Raw genomic sequence first — 17,003 nt, forward strand, 5'->3', positions numbered from 1 at the left:
AGACATGGCAAATCGGGCAGCATTGGTTTTAGCAGGTGGAAAAGCCCGCAGGTTCCAGTCGGGAGCAGACAACTGGGAAGATAAAGCAGTCGCATTGCTTGAAGGAAAACCGCTCTTAGTCCACGTTATCCAAGGCGTCAACTCAGTTGTAGATGAGGTTTTAGTATGCGTTAACGACCCCGAACGTGGATACCGCTACAGAAGAATCTTAGAGGCATACGGCATCCCCAACGCAAAAATTGTCGTTGACTCCGTCGAGGTACCAATGAAGGGTCCCAACCTCGCCATCATGTCAGGATTAAAAGCCACCCAAGCCGACCAGTGCGTAACCGTACCATGCGATATGCCCTACCTAAACCCGAAAGTCGCAGCGTACCTTTTAGACCAAGCAACCGACGCAGAAGTGACAGTTCCCATGTGGCCCAACGGCAACCTCGAAACCCTCCTTATGGCGCTACAAAGAGTGCCAACGCTGGAAATCACCCAAACCCTCCTAACACTGAAACGTCCCCGCGCCGATGATATCCCCCGCGCCGCCTCCAAAACTCACCTCATATCACCCCTAAAAGAAATCCGAAACCTTGACCCCCAACTTCAAAGCTTCATCAACATCAACTCAAAAAAAGAACTCAAAACACTCCCCACCCGCTCCATCCAAGGACCCGCCACCCAAGACATCCAACTAACCCCCGGTACACCCGCCTCCGACGACTTAAAGAGGCTCCGATACGCCGCCCAGATGATGGAAGAATGCAATTTTGGTGTGGCAAAAGAGTTGTTTGGTGCTTGCGCGGCAGATTTTGAAGGGCGTGGCAGGTTCTTTTGGGCGGGTGTAGCAGAAGAGCAACGCGGAGAGGCATTATCGAAAATGCAGATTGAGGGAAAAAACCTCAAGGTTGAAGCGGCGTTTTTTGCGGCATCTAAGATTTACCGACAGGAAGCCAAGCTCTACAGCGACTGTGGCGTTTCGCATTTAGAGGGGCGCGCGTTGGCGGATAAGGTCTGGTGTGACACTTGGACTCAGGGAAAAACAGGGCAGATTAGACGATGGACCCATAAAAGTGAAAACTAAAGAGTTATGCGTTGGGAGCAGGTGTAGATGTTCATGCGTCTGCCCCGCATAAACCCTACCAGTGTGATGTTGGATTTCTGGGCGGATGCAATCCCCGAGTTTAAAACCGCCGCCACCGAGGCAACAAGGGGCAACCCAACCTTAGCGGCTTTGTAAATCATGTCGCCCGGCACTCGTCCGGTGATAATCATGAAGCAGCGGCTGAAGTCCTCATGGTTTAGCGACGCCTCGCCAATTACCTTATCCACAGTGTTGTGTCGTCCCACGTCCTCGCTGAAAGCAACCATTTTGCCATCCACTGTGAATATGGCAGAATCGTGAAGACCACCCGTTTCCTTAAATCCCTTGGCGGAGGCGTTCATTTGAGCCAACGCATCAAGAAGAGTTTGGGCTTTAATTTGTAGGTCGGAGTTGACGACACGGATTTTTTCGTCGTGCTGATAAGCGGAGGTGGAGGCTTTGATGAGGGGGATGATGCGCGTGCTGCGTCGGCGTTGTTTCATGCGTTCCTCCAAGTCCACGTTGTGTTTGAGGGTGAGGTGGCATTTGTGGGCATGGGTATCGGAGGTTACGGATTCGATTTCGTCCACGGAGTACAGAATTTCTTCGGCAAGCAGGTACCCTACGGCTAACTCCTTAAACTGCATAGGCGAACACCATATCACAAAGGTGTAGTCGCCGTTTAGGCTGATTTGCAGGGGCACTTCTTCGGCTACGCAATCGGTGGTATGTTCTGATGTGCCGCTGGATAAGTCAAGCCTCACCATGTCAACTCGACGCATAACACATTTCCTGCTTTTACTTGTGTTTTGACCCCTGCGGAGTTCATAAGTGCTTCGCTGCAATACAGGGCTAAACACGTTAGAAGATAAGCTGTAGAATAAAAGAAAAAGTAAAATGGAAAACGAGAAACTAGAGGTATTTCTCGTAAAATTTCATGTGTGGGTTACTGGCTTTGGAGACGAAAACTTTGCCCGTCCCATGCTCAGAGAGGTCGCCGAGAAACACATAGAAAGGCCCTGCAACGTTGGTTTCAGCATCAACTTTGACTTTGGGTTTCACGCTGTCGATTGTGAAGGAGGGCAAGATTTCCATTTTTCCAGCGATAACGATTTTGCCGCCAGTCATACATGCGCCTGCACGGACATCAGCCTCTTTCTCAATATAGATCGCGCCGTCGCTCATGTGATAGCCTAGGAATCTGCCTGCGGAGCCTTTGACTTTGATTATACCACCTTTGAGGTAGCAACCGACGTCTGTGCCAACATTGCCATCTACGGTGATTAATCCGCCTTTCATGCCTAAGTCGTTGCCTCGATAAGGTGAAGCGGTGTAGTCGCCAGCGTCGCCGTGGACTTCGATAGTGCCTTTCTTCATTTCGCTGCCGGTCCAGCCGCCTGCGTTTCCGTTGACGGTGATTTTGCCGCCAGCCATCTTTTCGCCAGTGTGCATGCCAATGTTGCCGTTAACGACGATTTCGCCGCTTGTCATGCATTGTCCAACGCGTTTTACTTTGCTAAAGTCGCCGTTTAGGGTGATGTTGGGGGTTGCCTCGGGGCTTTCTTCGATTTTGAAGAGGTCACCTAAGGTGAGGTTGCGGTTTCCTTCGGTGAGGGGCATCTTGGCGATTTCTGCTACGCTTTTTCCTGCAAAGCTTTCGGGTGTAATGCAGGGGGCTTGGATGGGAACATCGAATGATCGAAGAGGGGTTAGGGTTATCATGTTTATACACTTGCCTTTATGCTTAGTCTATCTGAAACCTTAACATAGTGATCTGTAACGGGGTAGTTTTCGTATTCGATAGTCCAGTATTCTTTGAATCTGCGTTTCATCTCGTCGTCGATTTTGCAGGGGTCTTTGGTTTGGCTGTCAACCCAGATGGTTCGTCCTGGAACTTGGCTGTTAACGATTTGACCATCCTTAACTACAATTACGCCGTCTTTGATTGTGTAGTCCGCGTTTGCGAAGGCTTTGCGTGCAGTTCGGAATTTCTGGGCGATGTCTAAGGTTTCGGGATTAATGTTAAAGATGGCGACGTCTGCGTCTGCGCCTACGCCGAGGTTCCCCTTGTTGGGCAGTCCTAAGGCTTTGGCGGTTCCCGCACGGGTCATAATCGCGATTTCGTAGAGCGAAAGTTCGCGGTCGATTGTTGGGAGTAGACTCTTTCTGCGGGCGCTCTTGTGGCACTTCTTGAGGGTTGCTTCACGTGCTTTCTTGCTGTAGAGCCAAGCCAGCACTTTGGGGTAATCGTAGAAGGGTCCGCCGTTGGGGTGGTCTGTGGTCATGAAGATTTTCCAGGGGTCCTTGATGAGCAAAGCGATTTCTAAGCCGATAGACCACTGTAGGGCGTTAACGGGGCTGTTTTTCTTGTAGTGGAAAGGTATGATGCCGCCGCTGCTTTCGGTTTCAACATCGCTGTTGACCCATTTGTTGTGGCCGCCGAGTTCATAGAGTGAGAATTCGAAGGGACCATCAGCGGTCATGGTTGTTGTGTCGCTAAACGTGACTTGGCCCATGTCGAGAGTCATGTGGTTGTGGGCATTCATGTATTTGGCGATTTCTTCTGCGCCAGATTTGAATTTCCCCCAGTTTTCGCCTTTGAAGCTGCCGAATTGAACGTGGGTGATGTGGCAGACTGGTTTTCCGTCAGTACACAAGTCTTCGAGCGCCGCCATGGTGTCAAGGGTGGTTTGGTAGTTACCGGGGACTCCCAGGTTGTTTGTGTGTAGGTGAATCGTGTGGGGCATGTTGAGTTTCTTGTTAACTTTGATTAAGCCACGCATAATTTCGCGTGGCGTAATGCCGAAGTTTGGAACTTGGTCATCGATACTGTGGACGTTGTGTCCAAAGCCCCAAGCTTCTAAGCCGCCTGGGTTAACAACTTTGATAGCATACCCTTTAGAAGAGTGCATTAACCATGCAACGAGGCGGGCGCATTCGTCTATGTCGCCTTTGGCGAGGTTTTCGAGGACAAACCACCAGTCGCCTGTCAACACGTAAGTTGCCTTGTCCATTAGGGGTATGTCGTTTAATTCTTCATGAGCATGTTTAGCTTTGAGGGGAGCGATGGAGCCGTTGAAGACTGAGGTGTAACCCATCTCTGAGTAACGGTAACCTGTAACGAAAGTGGATGGAATCGAGTAGCCTGTTCCTGCGCGGGTGATGGCTGTTTTGCGGACGGGGTCTTTGTAGTGGTCTTCGGGGCGAATCATGCGACCCATGTTGACTTCTGCGCCGGCAACGTGACTGTGAATGTCTACGCCTCCAGCCATAACAGTTTTGCCCGTTGCGTCGATGATTTGGGCTTTCTTTTCGTTGACTTTCTCAACGATTTTGCCATCTTTTATGGCTATATCCATTTTTTCGCAGTTAATTCTGTGTAGGGGGTCTACTACAAAGCCGTTTTTGATTAGTATTTCAGTCATTTAAGCGGCCTCCTTCTTTTTTCGTACTGCTTTTTTAGGTTTAGCTGGAATAGGGCAATAAGGCTCTTCGGTCTCTTTGTGAGCGATTTTGACTTCAGCCTGTTCGACGGTTTCTCCGCGTTTAACTTTGATTTCGCGGACTTCTGCAAGTATTCGGTTCAAGAGTTGCTCGTCGGTTAAGACTCCTGGGGGTGGTTCGACTACTTTTTTGAGGGTGATTGGAACGGAGTCCATGCGGTATGCGGTGCCTGCATATTCTATGCCGCACCATTGAGTTGGGAATACTACGTCGCCGAGTCTTGATATGGCGTTCATGTCGGGGTTGATGGTGATGAGGGGGTGTTTTAGCATGTTTTTCATGGCAACTGCGGGGAAGTGCGCGCCGGGGTCTGCAGAGATTACTAGTGTGGCGTCGTTGTCGCCGCGTCTTAGCAGGTCCATAGCGGTGTTTTCGCCGGGGTTATATTGCGGGTAACCTTGCGAGAAGTCGATGGCATAGGGGTAACCTGTCTGCCAAGCAAAAACGGTGTTGGCGCCGGTAACGTTGAAGTGTCCTCTCATGGGCGAAATTATGAATTTGGTTTTTCTGTTTAGGTCACGTGCAAGTGCGATGGCGATTTCGATGTTTCGGAAGCGACCTAAACTTTGAGTCATACCGAGCCCAAAGTAGATGACTCCGAATTGGCAGTTTACCATGGCATCGCCGACTTCTTTTAGGTAATCAACAGGGATGCCGCCGACTTTTTCAACATCTAAGTCTATGTCGTTAACAATACAGCGTAACGCTTCAATCACATCATAGTCACGGTTGGGTTCAATCTGCAAGAAGTAATCTGCTGCCTCTGCGGTCATGGTTTTTCTTACGTCGACCACAATCATTTTGCGCCCTTCTTTGTTGAGGGTCTGTGGCGGAGGATTTACAGTGTACTTCTCGGCACGCGGTGGTGCGCGGTATTGACCTAGACGTTTTGAGATAGCGTCAAATTTTTTCTGGCCTGATTGCGCCTTTAGTTTCTGCATATAGCTGGTCCATTCGCTTTCTTCAAAGCGACCATCAGTGAAGGCTGTGTAACGTTCAACGTGACGAGGGTGACTGGTCCAAGGGTTGCATGCCCAGTAGATAATTAGGTCTGCGCGGTGACGAATTTGACCCAGTGTAGCGGCAGGTATACCGATTTCCTGAGTTGCCATAACGGAAGGACCATGGCAGACGCTGCAACAGTTATCAAGGGCTGAGCCTAATTCTTCTGCTAATTCTACGCCGATACGTTGTGCCTCGCCGACGGTGCTGCTCCAGCCAAAGAGCAAGGGGTATTTGGCGTCGGTTAAGATTTGGGCTGCTTTATGGATGGCTTCATCCATTGTTACGGGTACAAGTTTGCCGTCTTTTCTTATGTGCGGCTGCAGAATGCGTTCTTCGCTTTTGTAGCCGTGAACCATCTTGGCTTCGCAAACGGCGCAACCATTCTTCATTTTTACGATTTCATTGTTTTCGACAGTTACCTCTAAGTCATCGCAGAGGCAACCGCATATGGGACAAACAACGTTTTGTATTTCGGTCATTCACTGTTCCTCCCAAACTGTTTCATTAAGAGTTCCTCTAAGGGTAACACTTGCTCGTTTGGAGCTAATTCTATTTCAATTGGGAAGCCCTTGAATAGGGGCATACCCATGCTGTAAGTTTCATCGCCGCAGATGGCGTTTGCCCATGATCCGCATGGAATAAAAGCCATTCCAGGCATTACACCCCACTGATACTTCTGCGCTCTTAGTATTACAGAGCCATACTTTGAGGTTACACGGACGATTGAGCCGTCTCTTGCCCCGAGCTTCATCATGTCTGATTTGTCCATGAAGCAAACTGCGCAACTTTCAAAATATTCATCGGAGCCTTTACCGAGCTCTTTCCCCACACCCTGTTCGATTGTCCTACCGGTAATTAGAGTTACACGTAGCTTTTGCTCAACCATGGTCTAAGACCTTACCATAGAAAGGTTATTCAGTTATATTTAAGAGTAAGTTTAAAAGAAACACAAAATCCACCATTAACTCAACACGATGCATTTAATAATGCATCAGAAAAATGGGTAAACAATAAACCAAAATTACTTTAAACGACCAAATTTAGCCGTAAAAGCTGCGTTGTAGGTGCGTTTTGAGTTTTCGCCTATTTCGCGAGTGACTTTTGTGAAGACCACGTTGTGCAGACGCCGAAGATCCCCGTTCATGTCAGGGATGGTATCGTCAAACCAGCACACGACATAGTGATCCTTGCTCCCTTCGGGAGAAGACAAGTAATCAACGTCGCCCATGAGTCTAAAAAAATCCTGAACTGTTCCAGAAATCGTTGCGCCTTCTTGGGTAACATATACCTTTCGGGCTTTAACCACCACGAAGGGTTCAACCTCAGGGTTCGTATCGCGTTCTTTGAAGATACTTAAAACCGGTTTATTCCAAACAAAGTCAGGCATAACGCCACCGGTCTCTATAGTACCTAAAAGGACTTCTTAGGCTTTACGGTGAAACTCTAGCTGCAGAAGCCCTGCTTTTCAAACAGCACATTGGGACTCATGGGATTACGTTGCAGGAGTTCTTTGAATTCCTGAAGGGACATATTTGTTGCTACAATAGGTAGCTTATAGCCGCCTTTTTTGAGTAAAGACCGAATGACCACGTTTTCTTCGACTTTATCTTCAAACACGGCAAATTTTACTCTAAACCGATTCTTTTCTAGGACCGCAAACATTTCGTCAACTTTTTCAGGTTCAAGAAAAGGAAAACCATAATGTAACTCCATAAGGATGCTGGATTTGCCTTTAAGAGTGTTAGTCATGCCCTTAAAAATCTCGTATTCGAAGCCCTCCACATCCATACGGATGAGGTTAGGCGGTGTTTTGTCTTTAAGGAAAGTATCCACGGTTTCCATAGGCACCTTTTCTTTACCTAGCATCACCCCGCCGACAGCTCTCTTTGTCATAGCACACAGATTTGATTTGTCAGAAACGTAAATTTCTGAATCAGCGGTTTCGCCCCCGAAGGCATAACGGTAAGTGGAGACGTTTTTGAGTTGGTTAAGGTGAACATTAGTTTTGAGCATTCTAAAGTTACGGCTTACTGGTTCAACGGCGTAGATTTTTCCAGTTTGCCCAACCAGTTGTGATTCAACTAGAACATAGTAACCGATATTAGCGCCTATGTCAAGCACCGTATCGCCTTTCTTGAGTATGGACGAGTTAAGCAAATAGTCTGTGCAAAGGGGTTCTCTTTTTTTGTATTCGTAAAGGTCTTGGTGGATGGCGCCCTGTCGGGGAAGCAGTAACATCTTGGAGTTATTAACTTCCACGATGGCACTTTCGGGGAACCATTTAAGGTTATGCAGATGTTCTTTGGCTTGCTGCATTACGATGGCCAACAACATAGAAGTAGTTTCGGAGTAACCGTTTGTCTTTGCTTTTTTGAGGGTTCTATAGAATGGTACGGGCAACTATGATTCCCTCAACCGATAGGCATTTCTATCCATATGCAATCCCCAAAAGCTCTCCAACACCCGCTAATTTAAGGGGCAATAACGTGCATAACGTACTAACATGGGAAAAATTTGGGGAAACCCCTAAAAAGGCATGTACAAACAATGTATGAAGTGACTGGAAAGTGCAATCGGGCAACGAACAAGAAATATTAACCAACTTAGGACTAACTGTATCTCAAGCCAAAGTCTACCTTGCGCTTATCCGCAACGGTCCCTCAAAAGTAATGAAGCTATCCGAAGAAACAGGAATCCACAGAGCGCACCTCTATGAGATACTGCACAGTTTACAGGATAATGGTTTCATAGAAAAAAGCCTTGAACATGCAACTTTTTCGCCGGTGTCCATTAGCGAAGTAGCGCCGATTCTGGTTAATCGAAAACGCGAAGAAATAAAAACCTTAGAAGAAGAAATCAAACACATAGCCGAATACAGCCCTCAAATTAGTGAGTTAATTCAAAAACGTGATGTCGTTTTAACCTCAAACAAGAACCTCACGCTCAATAAAGTTGAAAAATTCATTGACTCGTCCATAACCCAAATGAGAACCATGCATACATGGAAACGATTCTATCAGTCATGGCAGCACTTTGAATTACCCCTAAAAGATGCTCTGGACAGAGGCGTAAAAGCCAAACACGTGGTAGAATTTCCATCAGACATTAAGCAGGCACAGCAATTTCTTAATCAAAAACTTTTCACAAACAAAAATTTTGAATTAAGGTTCGTTCCCAAAACAGGCGGTAACTTTACCATCATAGACCAAAAAATGCTTTTGCTACCCACCAACCTAGAGAAAGAAAAACTCGGTGAAACCCCGTTTATCTTCTCTAATTATGAAGGCTTAATCGGCTTAATGGGCAACTACTTTGAAACCGCTTGGAACAATGGTGTCGACTTCAAAGATTACATCAAAAACCCCGAACAAACCTTGCCCAAGAATTTGGAGGCAGTTAGGAATAGCTAATATAGGGTTAGTTGTAAAATGCGTTATAGAGGAGAGCGACAGTTCCGGAGAGCATTGGAATAATAAGCCAACGGCTTAGAGTATTTCATACCCGACACAAATACCTAACGATAACTAATCATAAACCATGCAGATTATTTTGCACGAGCCTAATCTTGTTGGTTGCTGTGGCGCTGTTGGCTCAAACAGCCCAAGCAGAATCCACAAACAACGAAACATCGTTCTCAGTGGTTCAAATTTCAGACACTCAACACCTCAGTTCTAGGCACTCAACTCTTTGGCCACATTTAGTAGGCTGGATTATTGCCCACAACTCAACCTACAACATTAAGATGGTAGTGCTTACTGGAGATATTGTTGACAACGGGGAGAACCTCACTCAGTGGACGATTGCCAACGAATCTATGGGACAGTTACTGCACGCTCATGTGCCATACACTTGGGACGCAGGAAACCATGACCAAATTCCAAATAACTGGGTTTATTCAGGCAACTCTAATGGCAGCTGGTACGGTTCTAGTTTTTCTGCATTCAACGCTACTGCATTGCGTCAAAAGCCGTATTGGGTTTCAGACGTCAATGATGGAAAAAACACGGCAGTACAATTCAGTTGCGGAAACTATAGTGTGCTGATTATAAATTTGGAGTTTCATGCGAACCAGACAGCAATCGACTGGATGATAAACCTATTAGACAACCACCCCAACAGCCACGTCATCGTAGCTACGCATAGCTATCTAAACGGGCTTTTGGGTTACGGATTTTTCGCCTCACCTGACACGCCAGAATGGGAACTTAATCTCAAAAGTATACTTGACAGATACCCAAACGTCTTCTTAACAGTCAGCGGACACTATATCCACACACTTCACCCCGCGGGCGAGGAAGAAACATCCAGCTACATCAGAAAAAACATGCGCCAAGAAACCTTCTTCAATAGACAGATGGCGCTGGGTGACGGCGGAGTAGGCGGCGACTCGGTTAGGATTTTCACTTTTAACGTGACCGACCCCAAAAACGCAAGCATCCAAGCTTCAACCTATGATATATACTCGGATACCTGGAAGACAGATTTGTGGAACCAGTTTAGTTTCCAAGAATATGGAAAAACCCAGGTAAAATCACCTCTTTACTGGCAAACTGACGACATCATCTGCAGCGTTGGAGCGGCCCCTTCAAAAGTTGACCAAGACGTGATTGAATCCATGAAATCACCAGATACGACACCAACCCCGACGCCGACTTCAACTCCAACAACCGCATCGACACAAACTAATTCCCCTCAAGTTAGCAGCCAACCTGAAGTCGCCACAACCAATTCGAATATGCCTGTAGATGTTATTGTGGTTGCCGCATTTGTTTTGGCTGTGATCTGCGCAGTTCTGGGACTAAAATTAAAAAGAAAAAGATAGCAACGTAATCAATTTTCAAGCTGTGTTAAAGTCACATGGAACGTTGCGGATCCGCCGGGCGGAAAAATAAAGAACACTGTATAACTTTTAGGTTCGGGGCCGCAGCTAAAGGTTCGTGTGAAAGGTTCACTGCCGGTTACTTGGGCATCTGCGCTATCGATTTGACTAATAATAGGGTAAACGTCACCGGATAGACAGGTGTTTTCTTCTCCGTTGTTCCAATAACCTTCGTAAATATAAACGTCGGTCCAACCGTTGGCGCCGCCGGGCATCTGTGTTGCGTTTACGGTTAACTGCCACTCTTGTTGTGCAGCCACGTTAAAGGGGATATAGACTGTTTGTACAGAGGAGTTTAAGAAACGTAGACAATCATTTTTTCCTGTAACTGTGAAGTCTAATTCTTTTTGAGGCACAGGAGACAACAAAGACACAACTGCATACGCTGCGATAATACAAGCAACACATAGAGTGATAACAACTGCATAGAACTTGGTTTTATCCATACCCATCCTACTCAGCGTATTATCTTAAGCGGTGGGTATTAGAATTTTTTGTATAACCGACACAAGAAAACGAATACTTTTTTTTAATATCGAAAATTTAAAAAACTATACGCCCCTTCCTTGTTAGGCATGAAGTATTCTTTGAAGATAGGTTCCGCATGGGGAATTCCCATAGAACTGCACTTCACCTTCATACTGCTCATAGCAGCAGTTTTAGCTTTGTCAGTTTTCTGGATGCAATTCTATGTTTTCTGGCTCGTCCTGTTCCTATTCATCTTTGTGGTATTCCATGAGTTAGCGCATTCGGTTGTCGCGAGGCATTATGGGATAAAAGTCCGAAAAATAGTGCTCTACCCCATCGGCGGAGTGTCTGAAATTGAAGAAATCCCCGACAACCCCGCACAAGAATGGCGCATGGCAGTCGCGGGACCTCTCACCAGCATTGTTCTTGGCGGCGTCCTCTTAGCGGTGAGTATCTCTTTATCGCCTGAATTGTTGCGTTCCTTTACAATTTCAACCACTGGAAACTTCATCTTCGACTTAGCCATCATAAACCTAATGCTGGGCGCATTCAACTTGATTCCAGCCTTCCCAATGGATGGCGGCAGAGTCTTCCGAGCATTACTCGCTGAACGCTTCACTTACTCTGACGCAACACGCTACGCCGTATATTTGGGAAGAGCTTTCGGCATCATCATGATTGTTGTGGGCGTCATATTCGTTAACTATTTCCTGCTCATCTTAGTCGGCATATTCGTCTATATCGGCGCCAGCGAAGAAGGCGAGCTAACCATCATCTCTACCAAACTTGCTGGTGTGCGCGTCCGAGATGTCATGCAACCCGCCGTTGGCTCCGTAACGCCCCAACAAAGCATCTCGGAAGCCTTAGAAGTCATGTTCAAAAACCGCTATCACGATGCGCTCGTCGAAAAAGAGGGTATTTTTCAGGGTGTCATCAAATGGGATGAACTAATCAAGGTTAATCCGGAGCAGCGGGCAACTCTGCGGGTGGAGGAGATGCCGCTTAGCAACATCTCAGTTAACCAAGACGCCTCCATCCTTGAAGCAAACAAAATCATAACCAAAGAAAAAATTGACTTAATCCCCGTCGTTCAAAAAGAGGCCCCCAACATTATAGTCGGCGTGTTGACCAGTGAAGCCATCACTAACGCTTACGATAAAGCACGCAACCGCTGATTACTTCAAAATATAAAGAAAACGTGGGTTGAACCGAACGGTTCCCCCATTTTTTGAATTATGTTTGTTGGTTTGCTGGAGCTGGAAGTGGGCAGATTATTTTTCGAGAGAGTCCCTTCGAAGGGAGACGGATGTTCTTCTAGCTCAATCAGCCCATTGGCGGTTACTGTTTTGTAGTTTTGGCTAGGGTTTCGCCTAGTTTTTTGGCTTGCGCCTCTTCGATTGCAGAGACCGCGTTGGTGGCTGCTATGCCGGGAATGAGGTTGGGGTTGAAGGCTTTGAGTACGGATTCGATGTTTTCGATGGCTTTGGTTTGGCTGCCTCCTCCTGTGGCGAAGGCGGTCATGGGTTTGTTGGCGAGTTGGTCTTTGACGAAGTAGAATTCGGTGAGAAGTGTTAGCAGAGGGCCAGACATCATGCTGAAGTATGTGGGGGAGCCGAATGCGAATGCGTCGGCTTGGGCGGCTTGTTTGGCGTCTACTTCTTGGGCTTTGGCGAGTTGGACGGTTACGTCTGGGATTGTTTTGGCGCCTTCGGCGATTTTTTGGGCTATTTTTTGGGTGTTTCCGGTTTTGGTGTGGTAGATTATGAGGATTTTTTTCGTGTGCTTTTCCTCCTTTTTTACTCCACGTAGGGAAATTTTATATAGTTTTAGGTAACAGAAATATACCTGCGGATGTTTATGCCCCAACAAAACCCCCTCGAAGAACTCCAACAAGAAATCAAAAACCTACGCACCCAACTAAACCACCTCGAAACCAACATCCTAAAAGAAAACCTAAAAACCACCCAAACCGCCCACACCCAAATCCAACTCCAACAACACGCCGACCAACTCCAAGATGAACTCGACGAAACACTCCAAAAAGTCACCAACCCCCAATGCAAAAACCAACCTAAATGCCTCCAACGCTTCAAAACCCTCGCAACAGAAAACATCCAACTCATCCGCAACCAAAACATCCAAGAAGCCCTAAGCGACCTCGACAACAAAATCGCCGCAATGGAACAAACCATCCAAAAAGCCCAAGGTACAAACTGCGAATGCTGCCACCACAACTTTCAAAAACGTCTCCGTAGCGAAAAAAGGGCACTACAAACAATCGTACTGGTCGAAAAACCACTAGACCCCCAAGCCGCAGACCCCGACATCGACGGCATAGTAACCGACGTGCTTGAGCCTCTTGCAAATGCGGTCCGCCTAAAAATCCTCTTCGCCACCATCGAGGGCAAAAAAAGCTTTAGCCGCCTCAGCCAACTCAGCAAACTTAGGGGAGGACATTTGATTTTTCACCTCAAAAAACTTATCGACGCAGGCTTTGTAGCGCAAGAAGAAAACAAAGGCGACTACTACATAACACAGCGAGGCCTAATCATCGCCCAAAAAATCCTCAACCTCAAACCGTAGCGTCAGTAACCAAAAGCTTATCTGCCATCACCACGGGTGAAAAGGTGAGGAACCTGTTTGGCTAATACAAAACATGGCTATGACCACTACGAACTGCTTAGCGCCCTTCAAAAGTGCGTCCGTAGAGGCTTGGAGTATGAGGCAGTTCATTTTGCGGTGGAACTCGAAGAATTCAACCCCACCATGCTCTGGAACAGGCTAAAAATCATTGCCTCCGAAGACATCGGACCAGCCGACCCCACCATGCCGCTCCTCATAGACCTGCTGCAGAAGCAGTATCTAACCGAGAAATCCAAACTCGCCGAAAGCGCATACAGACTCTACGTGGTTAACGCGGTTGTGTGTCTTTGCCGCAGCCAAAAAAGCCGCATAGTCGACGACCTCCAAAACATCGTCTACGCTGAACGTGAGCAGGGCAAGTTGCCGCCTATTCCCGATTTCGCGTTAGATATGCATACGGCGCGGGGCAAAGCCATAGGCAAAGGCGTGGAGGATTTTTTTAGTGAAGGCAACAAACTCGCCAACGAAGCCTTCCCAAATCCCTACACTGGAAAAGCTAAACAACTCAAAACCCAAGGCAAATGAGCAGCAGCAGGGTATTATGCGTCCGTTGCGGTTACTTCGATGTCAAAACTGTAGCTAAAGTTGTAGGTGGGAGTTCCAGACGGCAGATTATCTGTTTGGTGCAGAGTAACTACTAATCCCAGATACATGTGCTGTCCGGGTGCCACAGGGTTTTGTGTTGCTACATTGCCGTCGTGCCATATCCAGCTGTTACTGTAGGGTGCATAAGTTGAAGGCGCCAGCGGATAGAAACTAAACCAGACGCCAATGTTGGAGGGTGCGTTTAGGTTTTTGAGGGTTGCATTGACGGTTATGGGTGTGTCTGCGTCGTTTTTGAGGACTAGCACGTTTGTTATAGGCATATATTGGCTGCCATAATTTGATGCGCTACAGCGTATTCCGCCGACGTTTAAGCTAAATCCGCCGTTAACGTAGCCCGCCATGTTTGAGCCATCAGTTGGACAGGCAGTTCCGTTAGGGAAATACAACGTGAAATGCAAGGTGCCGCTGGTTGTTTGGGCAGTTGTTTGCGTCAAAGCTAAACCTGCAAAAACCGAACAAGACAAACCGACAATGAGTAGAAACGCTGCTGTTCGAGAGCCTTTGTGCCCGGGGTCTACCTGTTTTTTGTAGATAACTGCTGCGACGGCGATTAGGAGGAAGATTATCAGTATTGCCGCTGCAGTGGGAAATTCGGGTATGGCTGACTCAGAATTTACATCGGGGTTTTGGGTGGGTGAGGCTGTTGCGGGTTGTTGTGTGGGGTTAGAGGTTGTTGTGGCGGTAGGGGTCGGGGTTGGATTAGAAGAGCTTGGCGGCTCGGTGCTTGCTGCGGTAGGGGTGGGAGTTGGTGAAGGAGAGGCGGTTGGCGTGTTGCTTATGTAGGTTGATTCCACATGGAGAGTTTGGGAATAGGAACTTGCCGCTGCACCACTTCCAAAAATCAAAACAAAAACCACGAAGGACGCGAGGACTAAGAAGAAGGATTTCCTGACAATTAACATGTAAAAAGCCCATGATACACCAACCAATACAGTAATTTAAAGAAAATGCCATGCTACCCCTAACCGTCGAATTCGGCGGGGTTAGGGTTTGTTAGATTCCCCATGTTTGGACTTCGGTCTGGGTGGGGGGCTCCTTTTTTGGTTTGGTTTTTTTCTTAGAATCCTTCTTGAAACGGTTAATTTTTACTGTTGAGCCCTCCGAGGAGACCCAGTGTGTGACGTTGAGGTCGCGGTGATAGATGAATTTGTTCACAAAATGATGCAAATCCTGCAGAGTCACCGATTCTGAGTGCACTACCAACTTTTCTTTATGCGGGGTAACGGTTACGGTTAGGTGTTGTTGGAGAAATTTAGCTAGACGACTTTTTTCAGTCGGCAAATCGCCTAAATCAACTTGGAATTCAGTTGGGGGTTTTTTGTGTCTAAATAGCAACTGAGCTCCCTCTCTAGCAGTAGGCGCTTCATTGGTTAAAAAGGTTGAGTACCCCCTGTTTGTGCATACAATTTTATCTTACCAAACCAACTAACTATCAAATAAAAAAAGGCGGAGCCCCGTGGTAAAAAAGAAAAAGGAAAGCATCGAAGTAAACGAAGCTGAAACGTTTGCGTCCTATACGGAAAAACTCAAAGCTAAATACGGCGACGGCTGGCTAAGCAAAGGCAAATGCACGGGGCTAGAAATTAAACGCTGGCTGGCTCTGCGAGACAACAAAACAGAAATCCCCTAACATCCACTGCAAAAAGCAATTTGGGCGTGGGTTGGTGGGGCTTGGGAGATTTGAACTCCCGTCTATAGCGCCCGAGGCTACAAGCCTGGACCAAGCTAGCCGAAAGCCCCACGGTTTGTTGTGTGGGTTTATTGTAGAATGGGGTTTAGGCTTTAAACTTTAGGGGTCACTTCGCCGCTGTGCACCGACGGGTTAGGTTGTAATTTGCTGTGGATGCGGCAGAGGGTAAAGGCAGGTCTGCAAACAAAAGAATGGAAAAACAAATCGCGACCAAAAAACGCATATTATTGTTTTCGCAAGTAAACAGTGCATTCACCGCGGATTTTGAAGCAAAAAGTGTAGTCAAATGTTTCTTAATAGAAAATATTTTATATAAAAACAAATCATTCACAATCAGGTGAAAAAACGTCTAAAATAAGCGAAACAAAAACGGTTCTAGATGCAAAACAATCATCAGCCTTCTTAGGACAACTCAACTCAGTATACACCAACAAAAAATTCGCATTCAACGAAATAAAGTCCCCCTACAGCATAAAAACAAGCAACATCGAAGGACTAAAACAAGCCAAAAACATAGTTTTATCCACCGTTCCAGAATCAACCATAAAGAACAGCATGATTAAATTCTTAGACAGCGAAGCAGAATATTTCCGGCAGGTAGGCAATCTTAACCAACAGCGAAATGTACGCATGAAAGAATTAGCCTCAACAATCATTGGACCCAGCGGTCAACCCATCCAACCCTTTGCGCCAATACCTTTCGGCAAATTGGAACTAGTCGGTTGGGATGAAGATGGAAACGAAATCTATTACAACACAGATGATGGCTACTACTACAAGAGGAACGGCGCAGGATCAAACAATCTCAGCAAATACGATGGAAATTATATGGATAGCGAGGGCACCCTCCATGATTCAAGTACAGAATCCGAAGATTGCACGTGGCTACAGTGGTTTAACAGATTCTTTGGCTCAGACAGCATGCATCTGACTGATGCAGCGAAAAATAAGTTGGATGAAAGATTCAAGGATATACTACGCCCAAATGACCCGTGGTTCAAACCTTAAAAAACCGACTTCGCCAAAATACAAGATAAAACTCAATTTTTTTATTCTTTAACCACCCCTTAGCCCCTTCATATACCTTGAGTAGTCACCAAAAAGTGACAGCGAGTTTTTCAACTCAGTTAAAAAAA

The 17,003-nt window shown here is 46.7% G+C and carries 19 protein-coding genes and 1 tRNA gene; 8 read left to right on the top strand and 12 right to left on the bottom strand.

Translation table 11 applies throughout. The features are described from left to right. Positions 1–4 precede the first annotated feature (4 nt). Positions 5–1,072, top strand: coding sequence for a molybdenum cofactor guanylyltransferase (locus NWE92_13700; protein ID MCW4030685.1), 1,068 nt, complete (start codon positions 5–7; stop codon positions 1,070–1,072). On the opposite strand, the gene fdhD is transcribed toward NWE92_13700, so the two are convergent. The 7 genes from fdhD to NWE92_13735 form a co-directional block, all read right to left on the bottom strand. Continuing rightward, positions 1,069–1,854 carry a formate dehydrogenase accessory sulfurtransferase FdhD gene (gene fdhD, locus NWE92_13705; protein MCW4030686.1) on the bottom strand — a complete coding sequence of 262 codons (786 nt, stop codon included), beginning with the start codon at positions 1,852–1,854 and terminating at the stop codon, positions 1,069–1,071. The genes NWE92_13700 and fdhD overlap by 4 nt on opposite strands. A gap of 130 nt (positions 1,855–1,984) precedes the next feature. Beyond that, the gene (locus NWE92_13710) at positions 1,985–2,794 is read right to left on the bottom strand and encodes a formylmethanofuran dehydrogenase subunit C (protein MCW4030687.1); all 810 of its coding nucleotides are present in this window, start codon (positions 2,792–2,794) and stop codon (positions 1,985–1,987) included. Positions 2,795–2,796: 2 nt separating this feature from the next. Then, positions 2,797–4,497, bottom strand: a complete 1,701-nt coding sequence (locus tag NWE92_13715; GenBank protein MCW4030688.1) for a formylmethanofuran dehydrogenase subunit A — start codon at positions 4,495–4,497, stop codon at positions 2,797–2,799. Further along, a complete protein-coding gene (locus NWE92_13720) occupies positions 4,498–6,060 on the bottom strand; it encodes a formylmethanofuran dehydrogenase subunit B (protein ID MCW4030689.1) in 1,563 nt (520 codons plus the stop codon). Next, entirely contained in the window at positions 6,057–6,467 is a 411-nt protein-coding gene (locus NWE92_13725) for a molybdopterin dinucleotide-binding protein (GenBank protein MCW4030690.1), read from the bottom strand. The genes NWE92_13720 and NWE92_13725 overlap by 4 nt, the downstream gene beginning before the upstream one ends. A gap of 135 nt (positions 6,468–6,602) precedes the next feature. Then, a complete protein-coding gene (locus tag NWE92_13730) occupies positions 6,603–6,968 on the bottom strand; it encodes a hypothetical protein (GenBank protein ID MCW4030691.1) in 366 nt (121 codons plus the stop codon). A gap of 56 nt (positions 6,969–7,024) precedes the next feature. Then, positions 7,025–7,981, bottom strand: coding sequence for an FkbM family methyltransferase (locus NWE92_13735; GenBank protein MCW4030692.1), 957 nt, complete (start codon positions 7,979–7,981; stop codon positions 7,025–7,027). A 167-nt stretch (positions 7,982–8,148) separates the two neighbouring features. Between NWE92_13735 and NWE92_13740 the strand changes: the two genes are divergently transcribed. Further along, positions 8,149–8,991: a hypothetical protein gene (locus NWE92_13740; protein ID MCW4030693.1), complete on the top strand. Its 843-nt coding sequence runs from the start codon at positions 8,149–8,151 to the stop codon at positions 8,989–8,991. A gap of 167 nt (positions 8,992–9,158) precedes the next feature. Further along, entirely contained in the window at positions 9,159–10,403 is a 1,245-nt protein-coding gene (locus NWE92_13745; GenBank protein MCW4030694.1) for a metallophosphoesterase, read from the top strand. An 8-nt stretch (positions 10,404–10,411) separates the two neighbouring features. On the opposite strand, the gene NWE92_13750 is transcribed toward NWE92_13745, so the two are convergent. After that, positions 10,412–10,906: a hypothetical protein gene (locus NWE92_13750; protein ID MCW4030695.1), complete on the bottom strand. Its 495-nt coding sequence runs from the start codon at positions 10,904–10,906 to the stop codon at positions 10,412–10,414. Between the two features lie 129 nt (positions 10,907–11,035). Here NWE92_13750 and NWE92_13755 point away from each other — a divergent pair, with 129 nt between their 5' ends. Further along, a complete protein-coding gene (locus tag NWE92_13755; GenBank protein MCW4030696.1) occupies positions 11,036–12,103 on the top strand; it encodes a site-2 protease family protein in 1,068 nt (355 codons plus the stop codon). A 163-nt stretch (positions 12,104–12,266) separates the two neighbouring features. Here the strand turns inward: NWE92_13755 and NWE92_13760 are convergent, their stop codons facing one another. Further along, positions 12,267–12,794, bottom strand: coding sequence for an NAD(P)H-dependent oxidoreductase (locus tag NWE92_13760; GenBank protein ID MCW4030697.1), 528 nt, complete (start codon positions 12,792–12,794; stop codon positions 12,267–12,269). Here NWE92_13760 and NWE92_13765 point away from each other — a divergent pair. Both NWE92_13765 and NWE92_13770 read left to right on the top strand, forming a co-directional pair. After that, on the top strand, positions 12,786–13,511 hold the full coding sequence (locus tag NWE92_13765) for a winged helix-turn-helix domain-containing protein (protein MCW4030698.1): 726 nt from the start codon (positions 12,786–12,788) through the stop codon (positions 13,509–13,511). The two genes, NWE92_13760 and NWE92_13765, sit on opposite strands and share 9 nt — an antisense overlap. 57 nt (positions 13,512–13,568) lie before the next feature. Further along, entirely contained in the window at positions 13,569–14,096 is a 528-nt protein-coding gene (locus tag NWE92_13770; GenBank protein MCW4030699.1) for a hypothetical protein, read from the top strand. A 14-nt stretch (positions 14,097–14,110) separates the two neighbouring features. Here the strand turns inward: NWE92_13770 and NWE92_13775 are convergent, their stop codons facing one another. Continuing rightward, entirely contained in the window at positions 14,111–15,079 is a 969-nt protein-coding gene (locus NWE92_13775; protein MCW4030700.1) for a hypothetical protein, read from the bottom strand. Positions 15,080–15,170: 91 nt separating this feature from the next. Beyond that, on the bottom strand, positions 15,171–15,512 hold the full coding sequence (locus tag NWE92_13780) for a hypothetical protein (protein ID MCW4030701.1): 342 nt from the start codon (positions 15,510–15,512) through the stop codon (positions 15,171–15,173). Positions 15,513–15,633: 121 nt separating this feature from the next. On the opposite strand from NWE92_13780, the gene NWE92_13785 reads away from it, so the two are divergent. Beyond that, the gene (locus tag NWE92_13785) at positions 15,634–15,807 is read left to right on the top strand and encodes a hypothetical protein (GenBank protein MCW4030702.1); all 174 of its coding nucleotides are present in this window, start codon (positions 15,634–15,636) and stop codon (positions 15,805–15,807) included. A 32-nt stretch (positions 15,808–15,839) separates the two neighbouring features. On the opposite strand, the gene NWE92_13790 is transcribed toward NWE92_13785, so the two are convergent. After that, a tRNA-Pro gene (locus NWE92_13790) sits at positions 15,840–15,917 on the bottom strand. Positions 15,918–16,422: 505 nt separating this feature from the next. Between NWE92_13790 and NWE92_13795 the strand changes: the two genes are divergently transcribed. Then, positions 16,423–16,875: a hypothetical protein gene (locus NWE92_13795; protein ID MCW4030703.1), complete on the top strand. Its 453-nt coding sequence runs from the start codon at positions 16,423–16,425 to the stop codon at positions 16,873–16,875. The last annotated feature ends 128 nt before the right edge of the window (positions 16,876–17,003 follow it).

Source organism: Candidatus Bathyarchaeota archaeon (genome assembly GCA_026014745.1).
In the GTDB taxonomy this organism is placed as follows: domain Archaea; phylum Thermoproteota; class Bathyarchaeia; order Bathyarchaeales; family Bathycorpusculaceae; genus Bathycorpusculum.